Raw genomic sequence first — 24,470 nt, 5'->3', positions numbered from 1 at the left:
AATAAAAAGCCCATTTAAATAAATCAAAAAAAGGTAAAATTTCATGGCTGGACTCAAAGACAAAATCGAAGATATTTTCCCCCTGACACCATTACAAAAGGGACTTTTATTTCACACCATATATGAACCAGAATCGGGAGTATATTTTGAACAATTACATTGTAGATTAGAAGGGGATGTTTCTACAGTTGCAGTGCGTCAAGCTTGGCAGACTTTGGTAGATCGTCATGCCATTTTACGAACTGCAATCGTTACTAAAGGGCAAAGTGAGCCTGTACAAGTTGTATTTCGTCACCTAAAATTTAATATAGAAGAGGAAGACTGGAGGGGACTAAGCGATGACGTACAAAAACACCGCCTGCAAGATTTTTTAGAAGCAGATAAACGCAAAGGATTTGTTCTGAATCGTCCCCCATTGATGCGAGTTACCTTAATTCGTTTTAGGGAAGATGTATGGTATTTGGTATGGAGTCATCACCATATAATTTTAGATGGGTGGTCTTGGCCCATCTTGCTTAAGGAATTCCTCACCTTACACAAAGCAGCTAAAGAAAATATAGAAGTCGCCCTACCAAATAGACGTCCATACGGAGACTTTATAGCTTGGTTAAAACGGAAAGATTTGCAAGAGAGCAAAATTTTTTGGCAGCAATACATCTCAGGGTTTGAAAGTGCTACACCCTTACTAATGACCTCAAAAAGCAGAGTAAATCCTAAATTCAAAGGTGGTGAAATCACCAAACAATTATCACCAGAAATAACAGATTTATTAGGGAGATTAGCACGAAATTGTAGCGTTACCCTAAATACCGTAATTCAGGGAGCTTGGGCAATATTGCTCAACCGTTACAGTCGCAGTAATGATGTTGTGTATGGGATTACAGTTGCTGGTAGACCTCCGGAAATTCCCGGGGTAGAACAAATGATTGGGCCATTCATCAATACTTTACCATTCCGGGTTGCCATATCAGGAGATCAAACTCTGAATACTTGGTTACAAAATTTACAATTCCAGGCAGCTTCAATGCGTCAATTTGAACACACAAGTTTATCAGATATTCGCGCATGGAGTGATATTCCCGCAGGAAGTGAGATGTTTGAAACCCTGCTAGCTTTTGAGAATTTCCCCGTTGATAAGTTATTAAAAATTAGTGATTTTGGTTTAAATGTAGCAGAGTCCCATTTCTTAGAGACCACTCATTATCCTATTACCTTAGTTGTCATTCCCAGTGATACAATTGCTATTAAACTAAGTTATAATACGAATCGTTTTAGTGACACAACCATGAAATTATTGCTAGACCAGTTTAGCAATTTATTATTAAACATGGCGAATCATCCTCAATCGTTATTGCAAGACATATCCTTGTTGAGTCACCAAGAAAAGCAACAGATAAAAAACAAAAGAGAACAAACTAATTCTTCATATACTACTATTAATGAGATGTTTGCTGAGACTGCCAGTAAATATCCAGAACGTATAGCTTTAACCTATGAAAATCAAACACTGACATACCGAGAATTAGAAGAACGATCTAATGCCATAGCTCGCCATTTAAAATCTCTGGGAATCGGTAGTGAGAAACGAGTGGTAATTTGTTTAGACCGGACTCCCGAATTAATCATTTCCATGTTAGGTGTGGTGAAAGCAGGGGGTATATATGTTCCAGTAGATCCGAGTTACCCCCGTGACAGGATTGAATTTACCATTACAGACTGTGGTGCAGAAGTAATTATCACCACAACTAACACCAGCCAAGAATTGCCAAATGGTATTACCCGAGTTTGTTTAGATGTTGAAGATGCAGCTTATTTAAAAACAAGTGCTGAACCTATAGACACAGACAATGTAACCCCGAATTCAGGGGCTTATATTATTTATACATCTGGCTCAACAGGTAAGCCAAAAGGGGTATTGGTCACTCACAAGAATCTGACCCGGCTATTTAAAAGTACAGAGCATTGGTTTAAATTTAATCAACAAGATGTTTGGACTTTCTTCCATTCTTTTGCCTTTGACTTTTCTGTATGGGAAATATGGGGAGCTTTGCTATATGGTGGTAGATTGGTAATTGTTCCCTATTGCGTAAGTCGGGATCCCCAAACTTTTCTGAGATTATTAGAGGAGCAGAAAGTTACAGTTCTCAATCAAACTCCCTCAGCTTTTGCCCAGTTGTTAGCAGTTGCAGACTCAAATTGTAATCTTGACAATTTACGTTATGTAATTTTCGGTGGTGAGGCCCTAAATTTGGGGAGTTTATCTCCTTGGTTTGAAAAATATGGAGACAATCAAACGCGGTTGGTTAACATGTATGGGATTACAGAAACAACAGTTCATGTAACCTATAGACCAATTAGCAAACAAGATATAGACAACTTATCTGGTAGTTTAATTGGTGAACCAATTCCGGATTTAGATATTTACATTCTGGATGCTGATGGCAACCTGCTACCAACAGGGGTAATTGGGGAAATGTATATTGGTGGAGCGGGAGTTGCCCATAGTTACTTGAACCGTCCAGAATTAACAGCAGAAAGATTTATAGAGGCCAGATTTAGACCGAATTGCCGTCTCTATCGCACAGGGGATCTGGGTCGATTCCTTCCTAATGGGGATTTAGAATATTTAGGACGCATAGATTACCAAGTGAAAATCCGGGGTTTCCGGATTGAAATTGGGGAGATTGAAAATGTCCTGGCTGAGATTTCTGATGTTCATGAAAATATTGTCCTGGTTACAACTGACATAGAAACAGGTGAGAATCGGTTAATTGCCTATTTAGTTTGCTCTCCTGAAAAACAACCGACTATCAAAGATATCCGCGATCATCTACAACGGTCTTTACCTGACTACATGATCCCTTCCCAGGTTGTTTATCTGGATAAGTTTCCCCTAACTGCTAACGGTAAGATAGATAGAAAATCTTTACCTATTCCCGAGATGAAAAGGGAAAATATAGGGATTGAATTTGCTGCACCAGAGACAGAAATTGAGCGGAAGTTGGCATCCATTTGGCAGCAAGTTTTAGGAGTTGAGAGAGTTGGTAGATTTGATAATTATTTTGTTTTAGGTGGGGATTCAATCCGTAGTATTCGAGTTTGTTCTCTAGCCCAAGCAGCAGGTTTCAACCTGAAGATTGAGCATATATTTACCCATCCCATTCTAGCAGATCTAGCAACGGATTTGGAAACAACCTTACAACCACTATCTGGTGGAAAAAAACAGGATTATTATCAGGAACCATTTGGTTTAATTGCTACTGAAGATAGAGAGAAACTCACCAATATAGCCGATGATGCTTATCCGTTGGCACAATTACAAGCAGGAATGTGGTTTCACACTGAATATTCCCAAACTTCTACAACTTATCAAGATCTTTTTAGCTTCCGCATTCGCATACCTTTTAATCTACAAGTTTGGGAACAGGCTTATAGTCAGATGTTTACCAGACATCCAGTGCTGAGGACGGCATTTTTTCTGGGAGAATTTAGTCAACCTTTACAAGCAATTATTAAAGATGTATCGGGAAGGGTTATTTTTAAAAACCTCACTAATTTATCCCCATCTGCACAAGATGATTATCTTAGAGTCTTTATTGAGGGAGAACAACAAAGTCGTTTTAATTACAAAAATCCACCATTAATTCGGTTTTTTATTCATCAGTTAAGTGAGGATGTAGTTGAGGCTACCTTAGTGTTCCATCATGCCATTATGGACGGTTGGAGTTTGGCGCAATTTTTAACTGACTTAACAGGTTTATACTTACACTTAATGGGTAGAGGTGTCCCCAGTTTATCACCTCAAACCGGTTTGGAATATTCCCAGTTTATTGCCTTGGAACAAGAAGCTTTACAAGATAAAAAACAAAGGGAATTTTGGCAACAACAGCTAGAAGATATTCCCTTGACTAAATTGCCTCGCTTACCAAGAAAAAACCTTCCCAAAATGCACCCCACCATTGGAAAAGTTGATATCACCTTATCACAGACAACTTCCCAAGGTTTAAAAGATGTGGCTCACCAATTAGGCGTACCGTTGAGAACTGTATTGTTGGCAATACATTTACACATTCTGTCTGTGTTTTCAGGAGATGAAGAAATAGTGACAGGATTAGTTAGTAATGGTAGACCTGACACAACAGATGGCGACCAAGTTTTGGGTCTATTCTTAAATACCTTACCATTACGGTTACGACTACCTCATGGTTCTTGGGTAGATTTGATTAAGGCAACATGGTTAGCTGAACAAGCATTAGTAGCAAATCGTCGATTTCCTCTACCAGAAGTGCAAAGACTAAATGGTGGTCTTCCCCTATATGAAACATCCTTGAATTTCATTCATTTTCATGTTTACCAAGGATTATTAAATTGGCGTGAGGTAGAGTTATTAAAATCAACATCTTTTGAAGAAACCAATATCCCCTTTGCGGTTACTTGGAACCAGGAAGTTGCATCGGCTAATATAAGCCTGAATATTGCCTATAGCCATGCTGAATTTACTCAAGACCAAGTTGATAATATTGCTAATTACTATCAGCTTTGCTCAGAACTGGTGAGTGAAAACTGTGTGGAAAATAGGGAATTTTCATTAGCGCCACAGGAATTTATTTATGAGAAACAACTATCAACTTCTAGTTCAACAATTACACCAGTTCATCAAATTGTTGCTCAACAAGCAGCAGTCAGTCCCAAAGAGATAGCAGTTATTTATGAGGGGGAAAGTTGGACATACGAGCAGTTAAATCAAAAAGCTAATCAGCTGGCACATTTCTTGCAGTCCCAAGGTATAACCCAAGAAAAACCTGTAGGTATTTGTTTGGAACGTTCTCTAGATATGGTTTGTGCCATGTTGGGGGTAATGAAAGCAGGTGGTTGTTATGTTCCCATAGATCCCCATTACCCAAGCGCCCGAGTCCAATCTATGTTAGAAGGTGCGAACCTTGATTTGCTCCTGACTCGTTCAGATTTAAAAGTCAATTACCATCAAAATTCCCACAAAACCGTTTTTGTTGACACTCAACACCGAGAAATTGAGGAGCATTCTCAGGAAAATTTAAATGTTCCCGTTTTTCCTGATAATATTGCCTACATTATTTTTACTTCCGGATCTACTGGTAAAGCCAAGGGAGTAGCCATTTCCCACGGAGCTTTAGTATCCCATCAAACCTGGTTTTTAGACAAGTTCAGTGTAACTAATACTGATATAGTCCTACAAAAAACCCCCTTCAGTTTTGACGCTTCCGTTTGGGAATTTTGGACACCATTGATGGTAGGTGGAAAACTGGTGATGGCTAAACCAGGAGGACACCAAGATCCAGCATACTTGGTCAGAACTATACAACAAGAAAAAGTCACCTTGTTCCAATTAGTACCCAGTTTGCTGGAAGTAGTTTTGGGTGATCCCGAACTAGAGCATTGTAGCAGTTTGAGGTTGGTATTTAGTGGTGGTGAGGTTCTCAAAAACAGAGTTTGGCAGAAGTTTCAGGAAAAATTACCTATTCCTCTAATTAATCTTTACGGGCCCACGGAAACCACAATTGACATTACCTTCCACAACTGTCAAGAAAATGACAATATTGCCAATCTTGACCAGATTCCCTTGGGTCAACCAGTTACCAATGTGAAATTATATATTCTCAACTCCTTACTCCAACCTGTACCCATAGGAACACCAGGGAATATCTTCGTGTCAGGATCCCAAGTGGCGCGTGGTTATTGGCACGCACCAGGAATGACTGCGGAAAGATTTTTACCCGATCCTTTTGTCCCAGGACAGAGAATGTATGATACAGGAGATCGTGCTCGTTATTTACCGGGTGGTAATATAGAGTTTCTCGGACGTATAGATCAACAAATAAAAGTACGCGGGTTCCGCATTGAAACTAGTGAAATTGTTGCCGCATTAGAGGCACAATCTTGGGTGAATCGTGCATTAGTTAAAGTAATTTCTGATTCCCAAATTTCCAGGTCCGACAGATCAAATTATCTGGTAGCTTATGTACAACCTCGGTTAAATACACCGAACAATTGGCAAAAAATTCTGCGCCTGGAATTGGGACAGATTTTACCGGAATATATGATTCCTAACTTATTTATTAGTATTGATAGTTGGCCATTGTTACCCAATGGAAAAATTGATATTAATTCTTTACCTGATCCACAAGTTGTAGAAACAACAGTATCTCAAGAATATGTTCCCCCCGAAAGCGAAACTGAAAAAATATTAACTAAACTCTGGCAACAGGTGTTAAGATTACCTCGCTTGGGTACTCGTGAAAGCTTCTTTGAGTTGGGTGGTGATTCAATTATCGGGCTACAAATTATTGCCAAAGCCAGAGACTTGGGTATTTATTTCACGGCCCAAGATCTGTTCAAATACCCTACGGTAGCCGATTTAGCAAATCATGTAAGGAAAGAAGATAACTTTTCTCAACTGCCAACTGTTGAAACAGGAGAAATTCCGTTAACCCCTATTCAAGAATGGTTTTTTAAGCAATCCCTACCACATCCCCATTATTGGAATCAAGCAGTTTTGTTGGATGTAAAAGCACAGATTACTACTGGAGATTTACAAAAAGCTGTTAATCAAATAATGGGCAAACATCCCGCTTTCAAATTAAAATTCCGTCAAACAGAAAAGGGATGGATACAAGAATTGGATAATGATAGTCAGCATTTAAATGTGGACGTTGTTGATCTAACGGATATTCCAGAAATTGAATTATCTACCCACCTCCAAACCCTAGCTACACAGTTTCAGGGACAATTGAACCTGGAAACTGGGAAGTTATTCCGTGTAGTTTATTTTCAAACAGCAGCAACTACACCTGATAAAATACTATTAATTATTCATCACCTCATCGTTGATGGTGTGTCTTGGCGTGTAATTTTACAGGATCTGGTTGGGAGTATGAGAAATGTTACTCAAAATCAATCCCTATCTTCCTTAGCTTCTTTTCAATCGAAGCCAAGTGTGAGTTTTCCCCAGTGGAGTAGTTATCTACACAACATGAGCCATATTGTCTGGGAAGTAGATCTGGAATTTTGGCAGAAACAAGCAGTCCGTGACTTTACTCTACCCCTAGATTTTCCTGAAAAAATAGCAGATAACAAAGAAAATTCAGCTGCTCAAGTTGAGTTTGCTCTCACAGAAACAGAAACTAATAAAATGTTGTTGGAAATTTCCCGTACCCGTAAAGTGGGCATTCAAGAAATTTTACTTACAGCACTCGCAACAACACTAGGAGAATGGACTGGGAGATCGGAAATAGTTATTGCTTTAGAAACTCATGGTCGAGGAAGTAGTTTAGACCTGGATATATCTGACTCTGTCGGGTGGTTTACTTCCCTTTTCCCCTTTAGAATAACAACTGTAAATTCCAATGTCTTAGATAACTTGTCTGGTATTAAGGAACAGCTAAATGGAATACCTAACAATGGGTTATCCTACGGTATTCTCAGTCAAAAACCGGAACATGGGGAAATTTTGCCTCCCATCCCCCAAGGAATTATCTTTAACTATTTGGGACAGTTTGATGAGCAAATTCCAGCTGATGCACCCTTCACACCAGCAGCACAAGATTCGGGGATTTCTCGACATCCTGAAAATCAACGTACCTTCCAATTGGAAATAACTGGTCTCATTGTGAATAGGAAACTGGAAATACGTTTTGGTTTTAGCACCAACTTACACCGGGAACAAACTATTCGTAATTTGCTGCATACCTATCAACAATGTTTACGTAACTTGTTAATGGGTAGCGAACAAAAACTTGTCCGTTGGAATCCCGAAGATTTTCCCTTGGCTAATTTAAATCAGGAACAATTAAATATTGCTGTTAGTGGAATAAGTGATTTGCAAGACATCTATCCTCTTGCACCAGTTCAAGAGGGTATTATTTTTCATACTAACTATGAAATTGAAAAAGACATTTATCTACAACAAGTAACAGGCAAAATCACGGGAGACTTAAATGTGGAAATATTTAAGTCAGCTTGGGAAAACTGCATTAATCATCATTCTATCCTGCGCACATCCTACATTTGGCAGTCCCTTCCCCGTCCTTTAGCTAGAGTACATAGCAGCGTGAATTTGCCTTTTGTTTATCAAGATTGGTGCGGTACTGATGACTGGGAGCAAAAATGGTCAGATTTATTAATGGAAGATCGTCAACAGGGTTTGTCAACTGAAAGGGCACCCTTGATGAGGTTAATTTTGGTAAAAACTGACAAGGCAAAATGGCGATTTTGTTGGACACACCATCACGTATTAATAGATGGGTGGTCCTTGCCATTAGTTTTTCAACATGTTATTTCCTTTTACCAAGCAGAGCAAAAGCATCAATTTTTGAAGTGGCCACCAGTCCCTAATTATCGGGATTTTATTGTCTGGTTAAATCAAAAGCCAATTGAGCAAGCAGAGGTTTTTTGGCGCGATCAATTAGCGGGTTTAGACTCTGTAACTAAAATAGGATTAACCAGCAATCCATTAGATAATGGAGAAGATTATCAGGTTGTACAAACTACTCTACAACCGGAAGTTTATGCCCAGCTCAAAAACTATGCAAATAAACACCTGGTTACTGTCAGTACCTTAATAAATGCAGCCTGGGCAATTTTAATCAGCAAATATAGCGGTAGTAATGAAGTTATATTTGGTGTGACAGTTTCCGGAAGACCTACGGAATTATCTGGTTTTGAACAGATGGTGGGTTTATTTATTAATACTCTACCCTTACATCTCAAATGTGAGCCAGACAAACTAGTAGGAACATGGTTAAAAGAATTAAGCGATCGCATTTTATCTATTAGTGAACACTCCTATAGTTCTTTGGTGGATATACAAGGTTGGAGTAACATAAATAGAGGTGAATCACTATTTGAGTCCATCGTGGTGTATGAAAACTACCCTGTAGGTGAAAAAATACGCAACCATAATGATGATTTAATAATTAGCGATGTAGAATCACTAGAAAAAAATCATTACCCCATAAGTCTTTACGCGTTACCAGGAAAAGATTTAACCTTAAAAATTGCCTTCCAAAAAATAGGAACCACCAAGGAGCGGCAACAATTATTACAACATGTTACAGATATATTAAACACCTTGGCGACCAAATCACCGAGATTTCTTGGCGAGATATGTTTACCCACCTTCCCACTCATACCTATTAAGCATCAACCACCAGTTGCGACTCTAGCGGATCTGTTTAACCAACAGGTGTCAGAGAATGCTAAGTCCCCTGCAATTCTTGAAGGTGAAAAATGGTTAACTTATGGCGAATTGAATGATCAAGCCAATAAAATTGCCCAAGCACTAGTAGAGTTAGGGGTCACGCAAGAAACATTAGTGGGGGTGTGCGTGGATCGCCATGCAGGTTTAGTAACCGCACTGTTAGGAATTATAAAAGCTGGAGCTGCATACTTACCAATAGATCCAGCTTTCCCAATAAATCGCCTGGAATGGATAATTAATGATAGCCAAGCAACAATAATACTAACTGAATCTTCTATTGTTTCTCGATTGCCTAAATCTTCTGCTAGGGTATTGCTATTAGAACCAATACTACAAGAAGAAATAGCTGTTTCCTTTCAACCGAGACCATTAGATTTAGCCAGTATAGCCTACATCATTTATACATCTGGGTCTACGGGTAAACCGAAGGGAGTACAAATTAATCATCAATCCCTAGTGAATTGCCTACTTAGTTTTAGGAATCAGCTACAACCAGGTAGTACAGATACATTAGTGGCGGTGACAACCATATCCTTTGACATTGCAGGATTAGAACTATTTTTGCCCTTAATTAGTGGAGCAAAATTAGTTATTGCCAACCAAGAAACAGCCCAGGATGGATTTAAACTGGCTGATTTGTTAGAGCGAAGCCAAGCTACAATTATGCAGGCAACTCCCACCACTTGGAAACTGCTATTAACAGCGGGTTGGCAACCCAAGAATCAGTTTTGTGCCCTGTGTGGGGGAGAAGCTATACCACGCGAATTGGCAACTGTGCTTTTGCAATTGAATATAAACCTCTGGAATGTTTATGGTCCCACAGAAACCACAATTTGGTCAAGCGTTAAACAACTGGAAAGGTCCAAAGATGTAATTTCTATTGGTCGAGAAATTGCCAACACATCTTTATACATTCTAGACAATGGTTTGAACCTACTACCGGAAGGAATTGTGGGAGAATTGTATATTGGTGGTCTAGGACTAGCGAGAGGTTATAGAAACAACCCCACACTCACATCAACAAAATTTATTCCCGATCCCTTTGCCCAAGAGCCAGGATCGCGTTTATACCGTACTGGAGACCTAGCTCGACGGTTATCAAATGGGGAAATTGAGTTTTTAGGCAGAATAGACTACCAAGTAAAAATACGTGGTTATCGCATTGAGCTGGGAGAAATTGAGACCATTTTATCCAGCCATCCCGCTATTACTCAGGCTATTGTCCAAGCAATTGGTGACACTCCCGCTGACCAACGATTAGTTGCTTATGTGGTCTCCATAACCCAACCGCCAACAATAGAGGATCTTCGCTTATACCTAAACAAGTATTTGCCTGAATATATGATACCTTCAGCTTGGGTATTTATTGATCAAGTTCCTCTTACTGACAACAATAAGATTGATCGTCGCGCCTTACCTATGCCAAATTACAAAAGGGAACATAGAGATTGGTTACCACCTAGAAACGCTATTGAAGAGGTACTAGTACTTATGTGGCAAGAATTATTGAAGGTAGAGAAAGTGGGTGTGCAAGACAACTTCTTCCATTTAGGGGGACATTCTTTATTAGCAGGGCAATTTCATGGATACATCAAAAAGGTGTTTGGGATTGACTTGGCATTAAGAGAACTCTTTGATGCGGTAACTATTGAGAAAATAGCACTTCTCCTAATTGAGAAAGAAACCAAGTTGGGTAACACTGAAAAAATTGCTAAGGCCTTTTTACGAATTAAATCTATGACACCGGAAGAGAAAGCTAACCTCCTACAAAATTCAAAGTTGAAAAAACCGAACTGAAAAACCTAAAAATCTTAAAGGTCTCAAAAACAAAGTTTATGGTAGCAATAAAATTACCCTAATTGAATTAGTAACCTGTTGGGATTATGATGATCCTAGCTATCAGCATGGTATGGCTAAATCATCCTCTATTGATCAGTTCAAACACCCTCTATAATGATTTTAGTACCTCTAACCTAGTCTAAATTATGCGTTATTTTGATGAGTACTGTGAAGTACACTTAGATCCAGATATTGCACCCTATAATTGGGTATTTAGAACAAAAGAAAAAATCCGCATTAGATTTGGTGTTCACCTATCTAAACATCCAGAGCTGGGACAGGTGGTGTGTGAGTTAAATGATGGTCAGGGATATTCTGATTTAGACCGGATAATAGCAAAAACAGAAGGTTTAACTGAAAATGGCTTCCAGATGTTTTCAGTTACCCTTCCACCCCTTGGTAATGGTGGGGGATGTAAGTATAGACTGGGTTATATAGATACTGATGGTAAGGAGCATAGTAGTAAAAGATCGCAAATTTTGTTAGTTTGCGATGAAGCACCCCGCTCCCTAACAGAAATTTCATCTGTATTTTTGGGACTGCTGAATAATCACCATGTTTACGGACCACAACCATCCATATCCATGACACCTAGTCCCAAGGACTGGAGTTCTCGCTTGTTCTATTCTATACTAATTGACAGATTTGCCCGTAGCAAACATATAGTTCGTAGTCCTTTAAGTTTAGTAAAATACGATCTTTCCTGTCCCCATTCTAGTCATGGTGGTACAATAAAAGGTATAACTGAGCATCTAGAATACTTAAAATCCCTAGGTGTAGGAGTAATTATTATTAGTCCCATATATGTCAATGCTCCTGATGGTTACCATGGTTATCATCCTATTCATCTATTAATGGTTGATCCCCGTTTAGGTACACTTCAATGTTTACGTCAAATGGTTAAAAAAGCCCATGAATTAAATATTGCCGTTATTTTAGATGTAGTTAATAATCACATCGCTGACAGCATCAATTGGCCAGAATACGGTGGTCCACCAGGAGGAGAATTTAAATATATACAGGGTGATGAGTTGACGGTTATGCCTTTTCCCGTGGAAGCAAGGAATACCTCACTCTTTCATGGACCAGAATATACTGATATGGTTAACCAAAGACTATTCGGTTTTTTAGAAGACTGGCGTACGGAGACAAATTATGTTCGCGAATTACTACTACAACATTTAAAATACTGGATTGCTGAGACGGATATTGATGGCTTCCGCTATGATGCTGCGCGTCACATTGGTTTAGATTTTTGGCAACCTTGCGTAGAAGAAATATCAAGATATGCCCACATCCTAGGAAAAAAGGAATTTGTGCAAATAGCTGAGCATGCAGGTAGTACCCACGAACAAGTACTAGAGTACAACCCAGCCAAGTTCTCTGGTTTGATTGACTATCCCACTTACTATGATGTTAAGCAGTCTTTTGGAGATGGTAATTGGCTTTCTGGTCTCACAGACTATTTTTGTGGTTTTCTGCAGCCATCATATTCCTACTATGCAGGTTGGCAAAATAATATTATGTTCTTAGAAAATCAGGACACAAATAGAGTTTTCCATGAGTTTTTAAATCGCACTCATAGCCGGGATCAAGCACGTATTCGCCTACATTTTGCTCTAGCTTGTTTAATATTAGGTCCACAAATACCCTTTATTTACCAAGGAACAGAGCAAGAGTTTGACGGTGCATTAGGCTTATTTCATGATGAAGAAAAATCAAGTTATGTTGGTCATGATTGTTATGTGCGGGAAGATATGTTTGATAATCCCAGTTGCACTTGGAAATTTGGGGTAATCAACCGCAAGACCTTTCAACCTTACAATAGAAACCACCCCACCTTTTTACTAATTCAAAAACTTGCCCACATTCGCTGGCAATACAAATTGATTATAAATGGCACACGCACCTTATTATATGAAAATCACAGTGTATTATGCTTACTTATTCACCATCCCCTTGAGAAATACAGTCTTCTAGCTGCTATGAATATGGGATCTAGAGATATATATAACCATTCTTTTAAAGCTCCTAATGATCATGGTGATTTTCCCGAACCTAATATACTATTTGGAACATCTGGTGGGTCAATCCAAATAGTACCAGGAGAAATTAGTCTACAACTTCCAGCATTTGCATTCGTTTTAGCTCAAGTTTAGTGGAACCTAGCTATGCTCAGATCCACTTGGCGCAACAGAGATTCTAGATCAGAAGAATTATCTAAAACAACATCCGCACGAGCAACTTTCTCCTCTAATGGTAATTGACTGTTAATTCTTGCCATTGCTTGTACTTCCGTTAAATCATTGCGACTCATTAGTCGTTGTTTTTGTATTTCACCTTGACAATAAACAACCCAAATTTCATTAACTAGATTCTCTAAACCCGCTTCAAATAAAAGGGGAATCACCAAAACTAAGGTGTCATGCGGTGACTCCTCAATAGTTTTTAAAAAACAATTCCTGACATAAGGATGAATCAAATTTTCCACCCAGGAGCGTTCAGGGGATTGATTAAAAATAATTTCTGCCAATTTTTTCCGATTTAAATTACCATCTGTAAGCAAAATTTCTTTGCCATAACGTTGAGTAATCTGACTAAGAATGACCGAACTCTCGGACACTGCATCTCTGGCGTAAATATCTGCATCTAAAATGGGTAACCCGTATACACTTGCTAAATAATTAGCCACGGTACTTTTGCCCGTAGCAATGCCTCCTGTTAAACCAATTAACCTTTTTGTCATGGAACTTGATCATAGCCAAAAGTATGTGTAATGCTCCCATACTACCACAAAAGATTTGGTGCTACAACCAAATCTAATTACGACAAACTTGATTGACCACATTACCATTTCTATCTACTAAGTCTATGACTAAAGGCATTTTTCCAAAAGCGTGAGTAGAACAACTTAAACAGGGGTCAAATGCCCTGATACCAGCTTCGACCCGGTTTAACATTCCCTCTTGAACTTGACTACCCTGGATAAAATGACGAGCAATTTGAGCAACTGTACGGTTCATTGCCAGATTATTTTGACCAGTAGCAATAATCAAATTCACCTTCTGCATTAAACCATTTTCATCAATACGATAATGATGGAATAAGGTTCCCCTTGGTGCTTCACTTACCCCCACTGCTTCCAATCGGTTAATTCCAGCAGCAGCTCGCAGACGGGTTGACAAAATATCAGGGTCATCCAATAAAATTTCTATGTGTTCAATAGAAGCCAAAATTTCAATTAACCGCGCATAATGATAAAAGAAAGAAGATTTCACAGTTCCACTACCATAACTGCGAAATTCCCGTAGTTCCTGATCTGCTAATGGAGTGCCAATTTGACTACAAATATTCAATCTAGCTAGAGGTCCAACCCGATACATTCCACTATCTAAACGACAATGATCTTTGCCATCGGGATAACCTAAAGGACGATAATAGGGAGATTTCAAATAGGAGTCTTCTTGCACTGCTTCACCGATAAATTCATGATAATTATCCACGTCTAATTTATCAGCAACAATATTTCCCCCACTGTCTACAAAACGTAAATGACCATCGTAGGTCTCCCACAAACCTTGAGCAGTTACTAATCCCATAAATAAACTGGGAAAATTGCCAAAGGTTTGGGCTTCTTTTTGATAGTTGTCTAGCAAGTTTTTAAATAACCCTATAGCATTAAGAACCGTAGCTTTAGCTTCGGGAATGCGGTTTTGTATGTGGGTACGATTTTCCGATGTGAGAGGGTCACTAACACCACCAGGGACGGCCCAAGCGGGATGGATTTTTTTGCCCCCTAATAATTCAATAATTTCTTGTCCAAATTGTCGTAATCGAATTCCACCCCTAGCTAATTCGGGATCGGTGCCAATTAAACCAAAAATATTTCGTTTGGCTGGTTCACTATCCATACCTAATAATAAATCTGGGGCACTGAGGTGAAAGAAACTCAATGCGTGGGATTGAATTATTTGTCCTAGATTCATGAGACGACGTAATTTTGTTGCCACTTCCGGAATAGTGACAGACAAGATTTTATCCCCCGTTTTTGCCGATGCTAATAAATGACTTACGGGACAAATTCCACAAATTCTAGCTGTAATTCCTGGCATTTCTGGAAAAGGACGACCAACACAAAACTTTTCAAATCCGCGAAATTCTGTTACGTGAAACCGTGCATCATCTACATGACCTTCATCGTCGAGATAAATACTAATTTTGGCGTGTCCTTCAATGCGGGTAACAGGATCAATAACTATTTTTTTCATGATTTTTTTTGGCAACCTGGTTTTATAAATCGTACATTCTACTTTCTGGAAACTCTGGAAACTCACCACAAAATTCTTCAAATGCTGTTTTTGCAGGTTTCTCAACCCTTTGATGGGCAATTTCAGCTTGCATTTCCTCTATTACATCCCAAGCAGCTGCACATTCGGGTGAGTTAATACCTTTATTACTACAAACAATTCGCGCTTTTCTGATTTCATCTTGTAATTGCTGTTCCAAAAGAATTGTATGGGGTTTTTCTAGGGTAACACTTCCTACCAAAATATCTGTCAATGAGATTATTCCCATTAATTCACCACTAATCACTGGAGCATGGTGGAGATTATATTGAGCAAATAATTTGGCTACATATTCTAAACCCAGTTCTGGATTAACCACTATACAAGGTTTAGTCATTATTTCATAAACACGGACTTTATTTGTTTCTTTGCCATAAGCTATAACTTTATAAATTATGTCGCTTTCCGTGACTATTCCGTAAGCGTCTTGTCCATGACGACGATCCACTATTAATGCTCGCCAATCTCTAGCTTTCATTAAATCAACAGCTTCTTTTACGGTAGCAGAACTGCGAATTGTCGCCACATCTTTGGTCATGACATCTGCTGCTTTTAACATTCTCTACCTCCTGAGTTAGGTTGATTCATCTCGATTTATTTAGGTTATCCAAATTTAATCATTTCTCTCCCTACCATGGGGGGTGTTTCTCCTCTTAATAATGGTTCTAGTGCTGCTTTGATTCTTGTAGCTGAAGGTGGACAACCTGGTAAATAAATATCAACATCAACTATGTTATGAACTGGAACAACTCGATCAATTAAAGGTGGTACAATTCCTGGTGAGTGGGGAATCTTTTGATTTACATCTGCTCCTTCTATATAGGCTAATTGTAAACTTACATTGGCAGTCCCTGTTAGATTGCGCATGGCGGTCACATTACCTGTAACTGCGCAGTCTCCAAAGGAAATAATGGTTTTTGTCCTCTGTCTAATTTTGTGGATTATCTCCAAATGTTCTTCATTGGCGATCGCTCCTTCTACTAATACCACATCCACCCCTTCTGGATATTCTTTAATATCAGCAATAGGGCTATAAACTACATCTACCTGAGTGGCTAAATCTATTAACCATTCATCTAGGTCTAAAAATGACATGTGACATCCAGAACATCCACCTAACCATACGGTTGCTAATTTGATTTTGTCCATAATGTTTAATTGATGATATGTAAGATGCTAACCACTAAAAGTTCCACTGTTGTTTCTCTCGCGCTGTGACCAAGAATTCTATTTTACCTCGATCATGTTTCATTTCTTCCACACTTACACCCTTAGTAAACAAAGCTCCAGTGGGACAAGCATTGACACATTTACCACAGGAAGTACAGGTGAGAGAAGTTCCCCAGGGTTGATTTAAATCCGTAATCACATGGGATTTTGACCCCCTACCCGCCATATCCCAAGTGTGGGCACCTTCAATCTCATCACATACCCGCACACAGCGAGTACACAGAACACAACGATTGTGGTCTATGCCAAATCTCTCATGGGAAGTATCAACACTCCGCTGGGGGAACTGATAAGCTAATCGCACGTGATCCATGCCCATTTCTATGGCTAAATCCTGTAATTCACAATTACCATTAGCCACACATACAGAACAGGTGTGATTCCCTTCTGCAAATAGCATTTCGATAATTGTTCTTCTATACCTTTGCAGGCGATCGCTTTTAGTTGTGACTTCCATCCCCTCAGAAACCTTGGTCACACAAGCAGGTAGAAGTTTATTCATCCCAGCAATTTCTACTAAACATAGACGACAAGCACCCACATCTCCCACACCATCTAAATGACAAAGTGTGGGAATATGTATACCTGACTCCTGTGCTGCTTCTAATAAGGTATTATGCTCGTGAGCGCTGACCATTTGCCCATCAATTGTCAAAGTCTTTACTGTCATAATTGTCTGATAATTGATTTGTTTTCTATTGCTTAATTAGAGCTAAATATTCTTCTTTGAAATAGCGCAGGGTGCTAAAAACAGGATTGGGTGCAGACTGACCTAACCCACATAAACTGGTGTGTTTCACCATATCGCATAATTCTTCCAACAGATGTAAATCATTTTGTGTTCCCTTTCCCTTACTAATCTTGGTTAATAAATCATGGAGTTGCACCGTTCCCACCCTACAGGGAATACATTTACCACAGGACTCATCCATACAAAACTCCATAAAGAATCGTGCCACATCTACCATATTAGTAGTTTGATCCATCACAATCATTCCCCCAGAACCCATCATAGAACCCAAAGCAGACAAGGATTCATAATCTACGGGTGTGGTAAATGCTGATGCTGGTATACATCCTCCCGATGGTCCACCTGTTTGTACCGCTTTGGCCATACCCCCATCAGGAATACCACCACCCATTTGTTCCACAATTTCCCCTAGGGTTGTCCCCATGGGAACCTCAATTAAACCTGTATTCCGGATTTTACCTGCTAGGGCGAAAACCTTTGTCCCTTTACTTTTCTCTGTGCCAATATTAGCAAACCATTCCGCCCCATTTCTGATAATAGGAGCAATATTAGCAAAGGTTTCCACGTTATTAATTAATGTAGGGTAACCCCATAAACCTGATTCAGCAGGGTATGGAGGACGAGGATGGGGAACACCACGGTTACCTTCAATTGAAGCCATTAATGCGGTTTCTTCACCACAAACATAAGCACCTGCACCAATGCGAATTTCGATTTTAAAATCAAAAGGTGATTCAAAAATATTTGTTCCCAATACCCCTAACCTTTGTGCTTGACGAATGGCAGTTTCCAGACGTTTAATCGCAATGGGGTATTCCGCTCTCACATAAATATAACCTTGATTAGCACCAATGGAATAAGCGGCGATCGCCATTCCTTCTAAAACTCGATGGGGATCACTTTCTAACACACTACGATCCATGAATGCGCCTGGATCTCCCTCATCCGCATTACAAATCACGAATTTTTTTGCACCTGGCGATTTTGCTACCGTTCCCCATTTTAAACCCGTGGGATATCCAGCACCACCTCTTCCCCTTAATCCACTTTTAGTAATAACTTCCACTACTTCTGCGGGTTTCATTTCTCGCAGCACTTGGTAGAGAGCTTGATAACCATTAGCTGCAATATAAGATTGAATTCTTTCTGGATCTACCCGACCACTATTTTCTAAAACAATGGGCAATTGTTTAGTAAAAAACGGATGTTGTAAATCTTGCTGTTTTAAAGTGGTGTTTTTTCCCTTGATAGAATCAATTACCTTTGGTGCATCCTGGGGCGTTACTTGTTGATAAAGTTTAATTTTATGACTTTTATTCTCATCTATCTCCACTAAAGGACCCTGACAACAAAGGCGCATGCAACCCACACCTACCACTTCCACCTGCTGTTCCAAACCTGCTGCTTTAAGCGATGTCAATAAATTTTCCTTCACTGCTTGGGAACCAGAAGACAAACAACCTGCAGCAGTGCAACAGCGAATTTGTATAGGTTTCTTCTGAGAATTTTCTGCCCTAGCAATCTCCAATAATTCATGTAGTTCCATGTTGCCATTCTCCCACTTTTTTACAGACTGATTGTGCAGTTTGATTACCTAAAACCTCACCGTCAAACACCACTGCTGGTGCAATACCACAAGCACCTAAACATCTAGCAGTCATCAAGGAAATTTCTCCGTCTGGTGTGGTATCTCCCGCTTTAATTTGGATGAATGTTTCCAGGGTGGTTAAAATTCCTTGGGCACCTTTCACATAACAAGCTGTACCTGTACAAACTACACAATTATGTTTACCTTTTGGTGCCAAGGAAAATAAATGGTAAAATGTTGCTACTCCATATACCCGACTAGGTGGCAATTTTAACTCACGGGCGATATACAGCAGTAAATCTAATTCTAAATACCCAAATAATTCCGTTGCTCGATGGAGAATTTCAATCAGTGCATCCTGTTGATATTGACAGCGTTTGATGGCTGTATCCAACATTCTCAAACGTTTGTCCCCACGCTCAACATGATTGACGCGAACTGGAACTGTGGTTTTCATGATTTCTTATCAGGATGGTGGACAATATGTACAGAACAGGGTGCATGGTGCAACACATAATTACTTACACTACCCATAAAAAACTCAGTGATTTTAGAAACTCCTCGTCTCCCAATGATGATTAAATCCGCACCCCACGCCCCAGCGACTTGACAAATCACCTTACCTGGATTTCCCACATTCTGGGAAAACTCGGTTTTAATGTTTTCTGTATTTGCCCGCGCACAAAAACCTTGCAACATTTCCAAACCTTCTTCTTTATAGGCTTCCAATTTCTTCAAATAAATTCCCATGCTTTCATCAGTCCAAGCTGGATAGTAATCAATCTGAGAAAACATCATGGTATCCGGAATGCCATCTTCCTCTGGTGATAGGACATGTATTAGCATTAACTCAGCCGATGTCAATTTTGCTAAGTTGAGTGCTTGTTGAAATACTTCCTCACCTATGCTAGAAAGGTCTAACCCCACCAAAATTTTACTAAGCATTGATGTCTCCTTTATAACTTATCAACCATTACAAAGTACCTCTTTATGTTATTCCAGTTCCTATTTGTAAGAAGATGTAGGTTTCCTTTATAATTCTTAGCATTTATCTTTACAATTCGTTAATTTTTAACTCCTAGCTTGGGATCTAGGTCTACACTTATGGTTGTAGCTAAAGAATGTGAGGAACTTGTGAGGAAATTATGGTTAAGGGAATAAACATTTTAACTATCCATGACTGTCCATGACTGTAAATGTTCCAAGACCTAGATCAAGCCATTTGGTGATGATTCTACCTTTTCTGTACTTCTTAGTTATTATGCCCATTTTTAGTCAGTTTGCTCTATATCTAAAAGTTGATATCTTTCCTTTATTTCTTGTCCAGCTTTAATAATTAAGTTAAGAATTTTCACATGTTTAACTCTATAGCTATACATAGCTTAAAATTTTGTACTGAATTTTGACTATTAACTCTGTCGTAGGTAAATTTATTCTGATTATTTCTAATTACAATGTTTAAAGGAGGTTTTTAACATGAAGATTTTAGTAGTTGAGGATGATGAACTAATTGCATATACCCTGACTAATTTTCTCACAGAACAGAATTATGCTGTAGAATTAGCAAATGATGGTAAGACTGCTTGGGATTTAGTAGAAACTTATGAGTATGACCTGATACTACTAGACATTGTTTTACCAAAACTCGATGGAATTAGCTTATGTAAAAAAATTCGTTCTAGTGGTCGGCGAGTGCCAATTTTATTATTGACAGGGCGTGATAGTTCTCACGATAAAGCTATTGGTTTAGATGCTGGTGCGGATGATTATGTAGTCAAACCCTGTGATGAAGAAGAATTGGTAGCTCGTGTAAGAGCATTATTAAGACGTGGCGGTGTTAATTCCCAGCCTGTATTAGAGTGGAGAGGTTTGCGATTAGACCCTAGTAGTTGTGAAGTTACATATCAACAAGACCAACTTTCACTCACCCCAAAAGAATATGCTCTACTAGAACTTCTGATGCGAAATAATCGTCGAGTATTTAGCTGTGGAATGATTTTAGATCATCTTTGGTCTTATGAAGACACACCGGGGGAAGACGCTGTGCGGACTCATATTAAGGGTTTAAGAATGAAGTTAAAAGCAGTGGGCGCACCTCATGATTTAGTAGAAACAGTTTATGGTATTGGATATCGTCTAAAGCCACAAGAAAATGACCATAATCACCATGAGGAACTAAAAGAAAGTAGATCCAACCATGAATTAAATCATCAATCAAAAAATGAGCGGACAATTGAGAAACTTGAAGAAATTTGGCAACGATTTCGCGGTAGGATAGAAGAGCAAATTTCCCTTATAGAAACAGCTGCACAAAATATTGCCCGTACCCAAGGAACTTTTAATTTAGAGCTATTAATACGAGCAACTAGAGAAGCACACACTTTAGCGGGTTCTCTGGGTACATTTGGCTTACCTTATGCTTCAGAATTGGCAAAAAAAATTGAGAATTTCTTCCAATCTTCTGCTAATTTAACAGTAGCAGAAATGATTAATCTACAACCTAAATTACAAAGTTGGGTCAAATCACTAAGGCGAGAAATTGATAAGAAAAATCAGCAAATTACCGCTCCTGATAATAGTCAAAAACAACCGGAATTATTCCCTGAAAGAAACATCGATAATGAAATCACACCAACAGTGAACAAAACTAAAATATTAGTGGTAGATGATGATTTAAAAACTTTAGATTTATTACAGTTACTGTTGACTCCTTGGGGACTAGAAATAATTACCCTTAATCATCCTGGAAAGTTTTGGGAAACTTGGGAAAAAATTCAGCCTGACATGTTAATATTAGACATTGAAATGCCTAGTATGAGCGGTATTGAATTATGTAAAATGATTCGCAATCATGATCAAGGTAGGGAAGTACCGATTTTGTTTTTGACAGTTCATAGCGATGCAGAAATTGTCAATCAGGTATTTAGTGTAGGAGCTGATGATTTTGTTAATAAACCAATTATTGTGTCCGAGCTAGTCAATCGTATTCTGAATCGCTTGGAAAGAGTGAGATTGCTGAAAATTATGGAGTGTAATCGATATGAAAAGACCAATCAAATTAACGAGAATAACAAATTTATTGTTGAAACCTATCATAACTTAGTAGAAGTTTATCCAGAGGCAATTCTCATTGTTAGTCAAGATGACTTAGTTTTCGTTAACAGTGCTGCAGTGAGACTACTGCGAGTTAATTCAGTAGAGGAACTATTAGGTAAGAAATTTCTAGAATTTGTCCATCCACAACACAGGGAAGAAATTGAAGAAAATCTCAAATCTCTGAAAACAAGTCAAACATTGATTCCCTTGCATGAAGTTAAATTTTTACAAGCGGATGGGAAAATAATTTACGTAGAAATGGTTGGTGCATTTCTCAACTACCAAAATCAACCAGCAGCACAAATTGTCGCCCGTGATATTACCAGACGTAAGCAGACAGAATTAGCATTGCACAAAACTAAAGATGAACTAGAACTGAGGGTTAATGAACGTACAGCTGAGTTAATTAATGTCAATCGCCAATTGCAATCACAACTGGATGAACAAAAACGTACTCAAGACGCTTTGAGGATTTCAGAAAATCGGTTTGAAGCCATTTTAAGTATTGCCGATGATGCAATTATTTCCATTGATAGTAATCAACAGATTACCTTATTTAATCAAGGTGCAGAAAAAATTTTTGGTTATTCTGCTGGGGAAGTTTTAGGACAAAAACTAGATTTATTATTACCCACACGCTTTGCTCAGGAACATCGTAATCACGTATATAAATTTGGCAAATCTTCTGCTCATGCTCGCAGAATGGGAGAAAGACAAGAAATATTTGGTTGTCGTAAAGATGGGTCAGAATTTCCTGCAGAAGCTTCAATTTCTAAATTAGATCTTGATCAAGAATCTGTGTACACCGTCATCTTGCGAGATATAACTGAGCGCAAGCAAGTGGAAAAAATGAAGGATGAATTTGTCTCTGTTGTTAGTCATGAGTTGCGGACTCCTTTGACATCCATTCATGGTTCTTTAGGAATGTTGACCAGTGGGTTACTCTCTAGTACTTCAGAACAAGGTAAACGTTTGCTGCAAATTGCCACCGATAGTACGAAGCGATTAGTTAGATTAATTAATGATATTCTGGATATTGAACGCATTGAGTCGGGTAAGGTCAAAATGGAACGGGAAAATTGTGATTTGCGAGATTTGATCAACTCAGCTATCAATATCATGCAACCTTTAGCGGATAAAGCAGGTGTGACTTTATCTATTCATAACTCTAATGGTTCATCTATTCAATTATGGGCAGATCCAGATCGGATAATTCAAACTTTAACTAATTTATTCAGTAATGCCATTAAGTTTTCAGAACCAGGATCCACGGTTTATTTGATGACCGAATTACAAAAAGACCAGGTGTTGGTAACTGTGCAAGATACTGGAAGAGGTATACCAGAAGATAAATTAGAGAGTATTTTTGAGCGGTTTCAACAGGTGGACTCTTCTGATTCTCGCAATCATGATGGTACTGGCTTGGGTCTGGCAATTTGTAAGAGTATTGTTCAGCAACATGGTGGCAAGATTTGGGTCAAAAGTATCTTGGACGAAGGTAGCAGTTTTTATTTTACTTTGCCAATTTTAACTGTTTATGATAGAGCTAATTTACAGGGGTTGGTCACCGATCAATCAGACTATGAAACATCCCTAATTACTGATGCTAATTCTCCTTTAGTGTTGGTTTGTGATGATGATCCAATCACTCGCCAGGAATTAGAAAATCTCCTACTACAAGGGGGATATCGGGTACTTACAGTAGCTAGTGGTGACCAGGCGATCGCTCAAGCAGTTATTCAACATCCAGATGTGATTTTACTAGATTTAGTTATGCCAGGAATGAATGGTTGGGAAACCATGGCTGGATTGAAAAAGTGTTCGGACACTAAAGATATACCAATTGTCATTTGTAGTGTTTATAAATCGAGTCAAAATAATTCCAACTATCAACAAGATAGTAATTCAGAAGGTGTCAAGTTTGCTGATTGGTTAAGTAAACCAGTGGAAGAAACTGACCTGTTCAACTCTTTAAGGAAAGTTGTATTTGAACCCTCAAGAAAGCTGAAGATATTAATTATTGAAGATGATCATGACCTCGCAGATCTTTTGGCAACCTTGTTCGGTAGACATGACATTGAAACCTTCATTGCCAAAACTGGTAGGGAAGCAATTCATCTGAGTCAAAAGGTTAATCCTGACCTACTAATTCTGGATTTGATCCTCCCGGAAGCTGATGGTTTTACGGTTGTTGATTGGTTGAAACAACATGATCAACTGTTTAGTGTCCCCGTGGTTGTCTATTCTGCAAAAGACCTGGACGATTCAGAACGTCATCGGTTAAAATTGGGACATACGGAGTTTTTTACCAAGGGGAGGGTCACCACTCAGGAGTTTGAGCAAAGAGTTATGGACCTGTTACAGAGAATTACAACTAAGCAATAA

The 24,470-nt window shown here is 38.8% G+C and carries 11 protein-coding genes; 3 read left to right on the top strand and 8 right to left on the bottom strand.

All coding sequences use genetic code 11. The annotated features are described in order from the left end of the window. The first annotated feature begins 43 nt into the window (after positions 1-43). The gene (locus C6N34_RS15840) at positions 44-11,032 is read left to right on the top strand and encodes a non-ribosomal peptide synthetase (RefSeq protein ID WP_115538539.1); all 10,989 of its coding nucleotides are present in this window, start codon (positions 44-46) and stop codon (positions 11,030-11,032) included. 188 nt (positions 11,033-11,220) lie between these two features. After that, positions 11,221-13,233, top strand: a complete 2,013-nt coding sequence (locus tag C6N34_RS15835) for an alpha-amylase family glycosyl hydrolase (RefSeq protein WP_115538538.1) — start codon at positions 11,221-11,223, stop codon at positions 13,231-13,233. On the opposite strand, the gene coaE is transcribed toward C6N34_RS15835, so the two are convergent. The 8 genes from coaE to C6N34_RS15795 form a co-directional block, all read right to left on the bottom strand. After that, the gene (gene coaE / locus C6N34_RS15830; protein WP_115538537.1) at positions 13,230-13,820 is read right to left on the bottom strand and encodes a dephospho-CoA kinase; all 591 of its coding nucleotides are present in this window, start codon (positions 13,818-13,820) and stop codon (positions 13,230-13,232) included. The two genes, C6N34_RS15835 and coaE, sit on opposite strands and share 4 nt — an antisense overlap. Positions 13,821-13,893: 73 nt before the next feature. Then, a complete protein-coding gene (locus C6N34_RS15825) occupies positions 13,894-15,342 on the bottom strand; it encodes a Ni/Fe hydrogenase subunit alpha (protein ID WP_057178213.1) in 1,449 nt (482 codons plus the stop codon). Between the two features lie 22 nt (positions 15,343-15,364). Continuing rightward, positions 15,365-15,979: a CP12 domain-containing protein gene (locus tag C6N34_RS15820; protein WP_096546196.1), complete on the bottom strand. Its 615-nt coding sequence runs from the start codon at positions 15,977-15,979 to the stop codon at positions 15,365-15,367. Between the two features lie 44 nt (positions 15,980-16,023). Continuing rightward, the gene (locus C6N34_RS15815; protein ID WP_040008589.1) at positions 16,024-16,569 is read right to left on the bottom strand and encodes an NADH-quinone oxidoreductase subunit B family protein; all 546 of its coding nucleotides are present in this window, start codon (positions 16,567-16,569) and stop codon (positions 16,024-16,026) included. A gap of 34 nt (positions 16,570-16,603) precedes the next feature. Next, on the bottom strand, positions 16,604-17,320 hold the full coding sequence (hoxU, locus tag C6N34_RS15810) for a bidirectional hydrogenase complex protein HoxU (RefSeq protein ID WP_071242057.1): 717 nt from the start codon (positions 17,318-17,320) through the stop codon (positions 16,604-16,606). Between the two features lie 25 nt (positions 17,321-17,345). Then, positions 17,346-18,947, bottom strand: a complete 1,602-nt coding sequence (locus C6N34_RS15805; protein WP_115538536.1) for a NuoF family protein — start codon at positions 18,945-18,947, stop codon at positions 17,346-17,348. Continuing rightward, complete coding sequence (hoxE, locus tag C6N34_RS15800; RefSeq protein ID WP_096546192.1) at positions 18,934-19,446, bottom strand: bidirectional hydrogenase complex protein HoxE; 513 nt, start codon at positions 19,444-19,446, stop codon at positions 18,934-18,936. The genes C6N34_RS15805 and hoxE overlap by 14 nt, the downstream gene beginning before the upstream one ends. Further along, positions 19,443-19,934 (bottom strand): universal stress protein, encoded by a 492-nt coding sequence (locus C6N34_RS15795; RefSeq protein WP_115538535.1) that lies wholly within the window; start codon positions 19,932-19,934, stop codon positions 19,443-19,445. The genes hoxE and C6N34_RS15795 overlap by 4 nt, the downstream gene beginning before the upstream one ends. Positions 19,935-20,465: 531 nt before the next feature. Here C6N34_RS15795 and C6N34_RS15790 point away from each other — a divergent pair. Then, a complete protein-coding gene (locus C6N34_RS15790) occupies positions 20,466-24,470 on the top strand; it encodes a response regulator (protein ID WP_115538534.1) in 4,005 nt (1,334 codons plus the stop codon).

The sequence above is a fragment of the Cylindrospermopsis raciborskii Cr2010 genome (genome assembly GCF_003367075.2).
Lineage (GTDB): Bacteria > Cyanobacteriota > Cyanobacteriia > Cyanobacteriales > Nostocaceae > Raphidiopsis > Raphidiopsis raciborskii.
The sequence above is the reverse complement of the archived record's forward strand: the minus strand, read 5'-3'. Positions and strand labels throughout refer to the sequence as shown.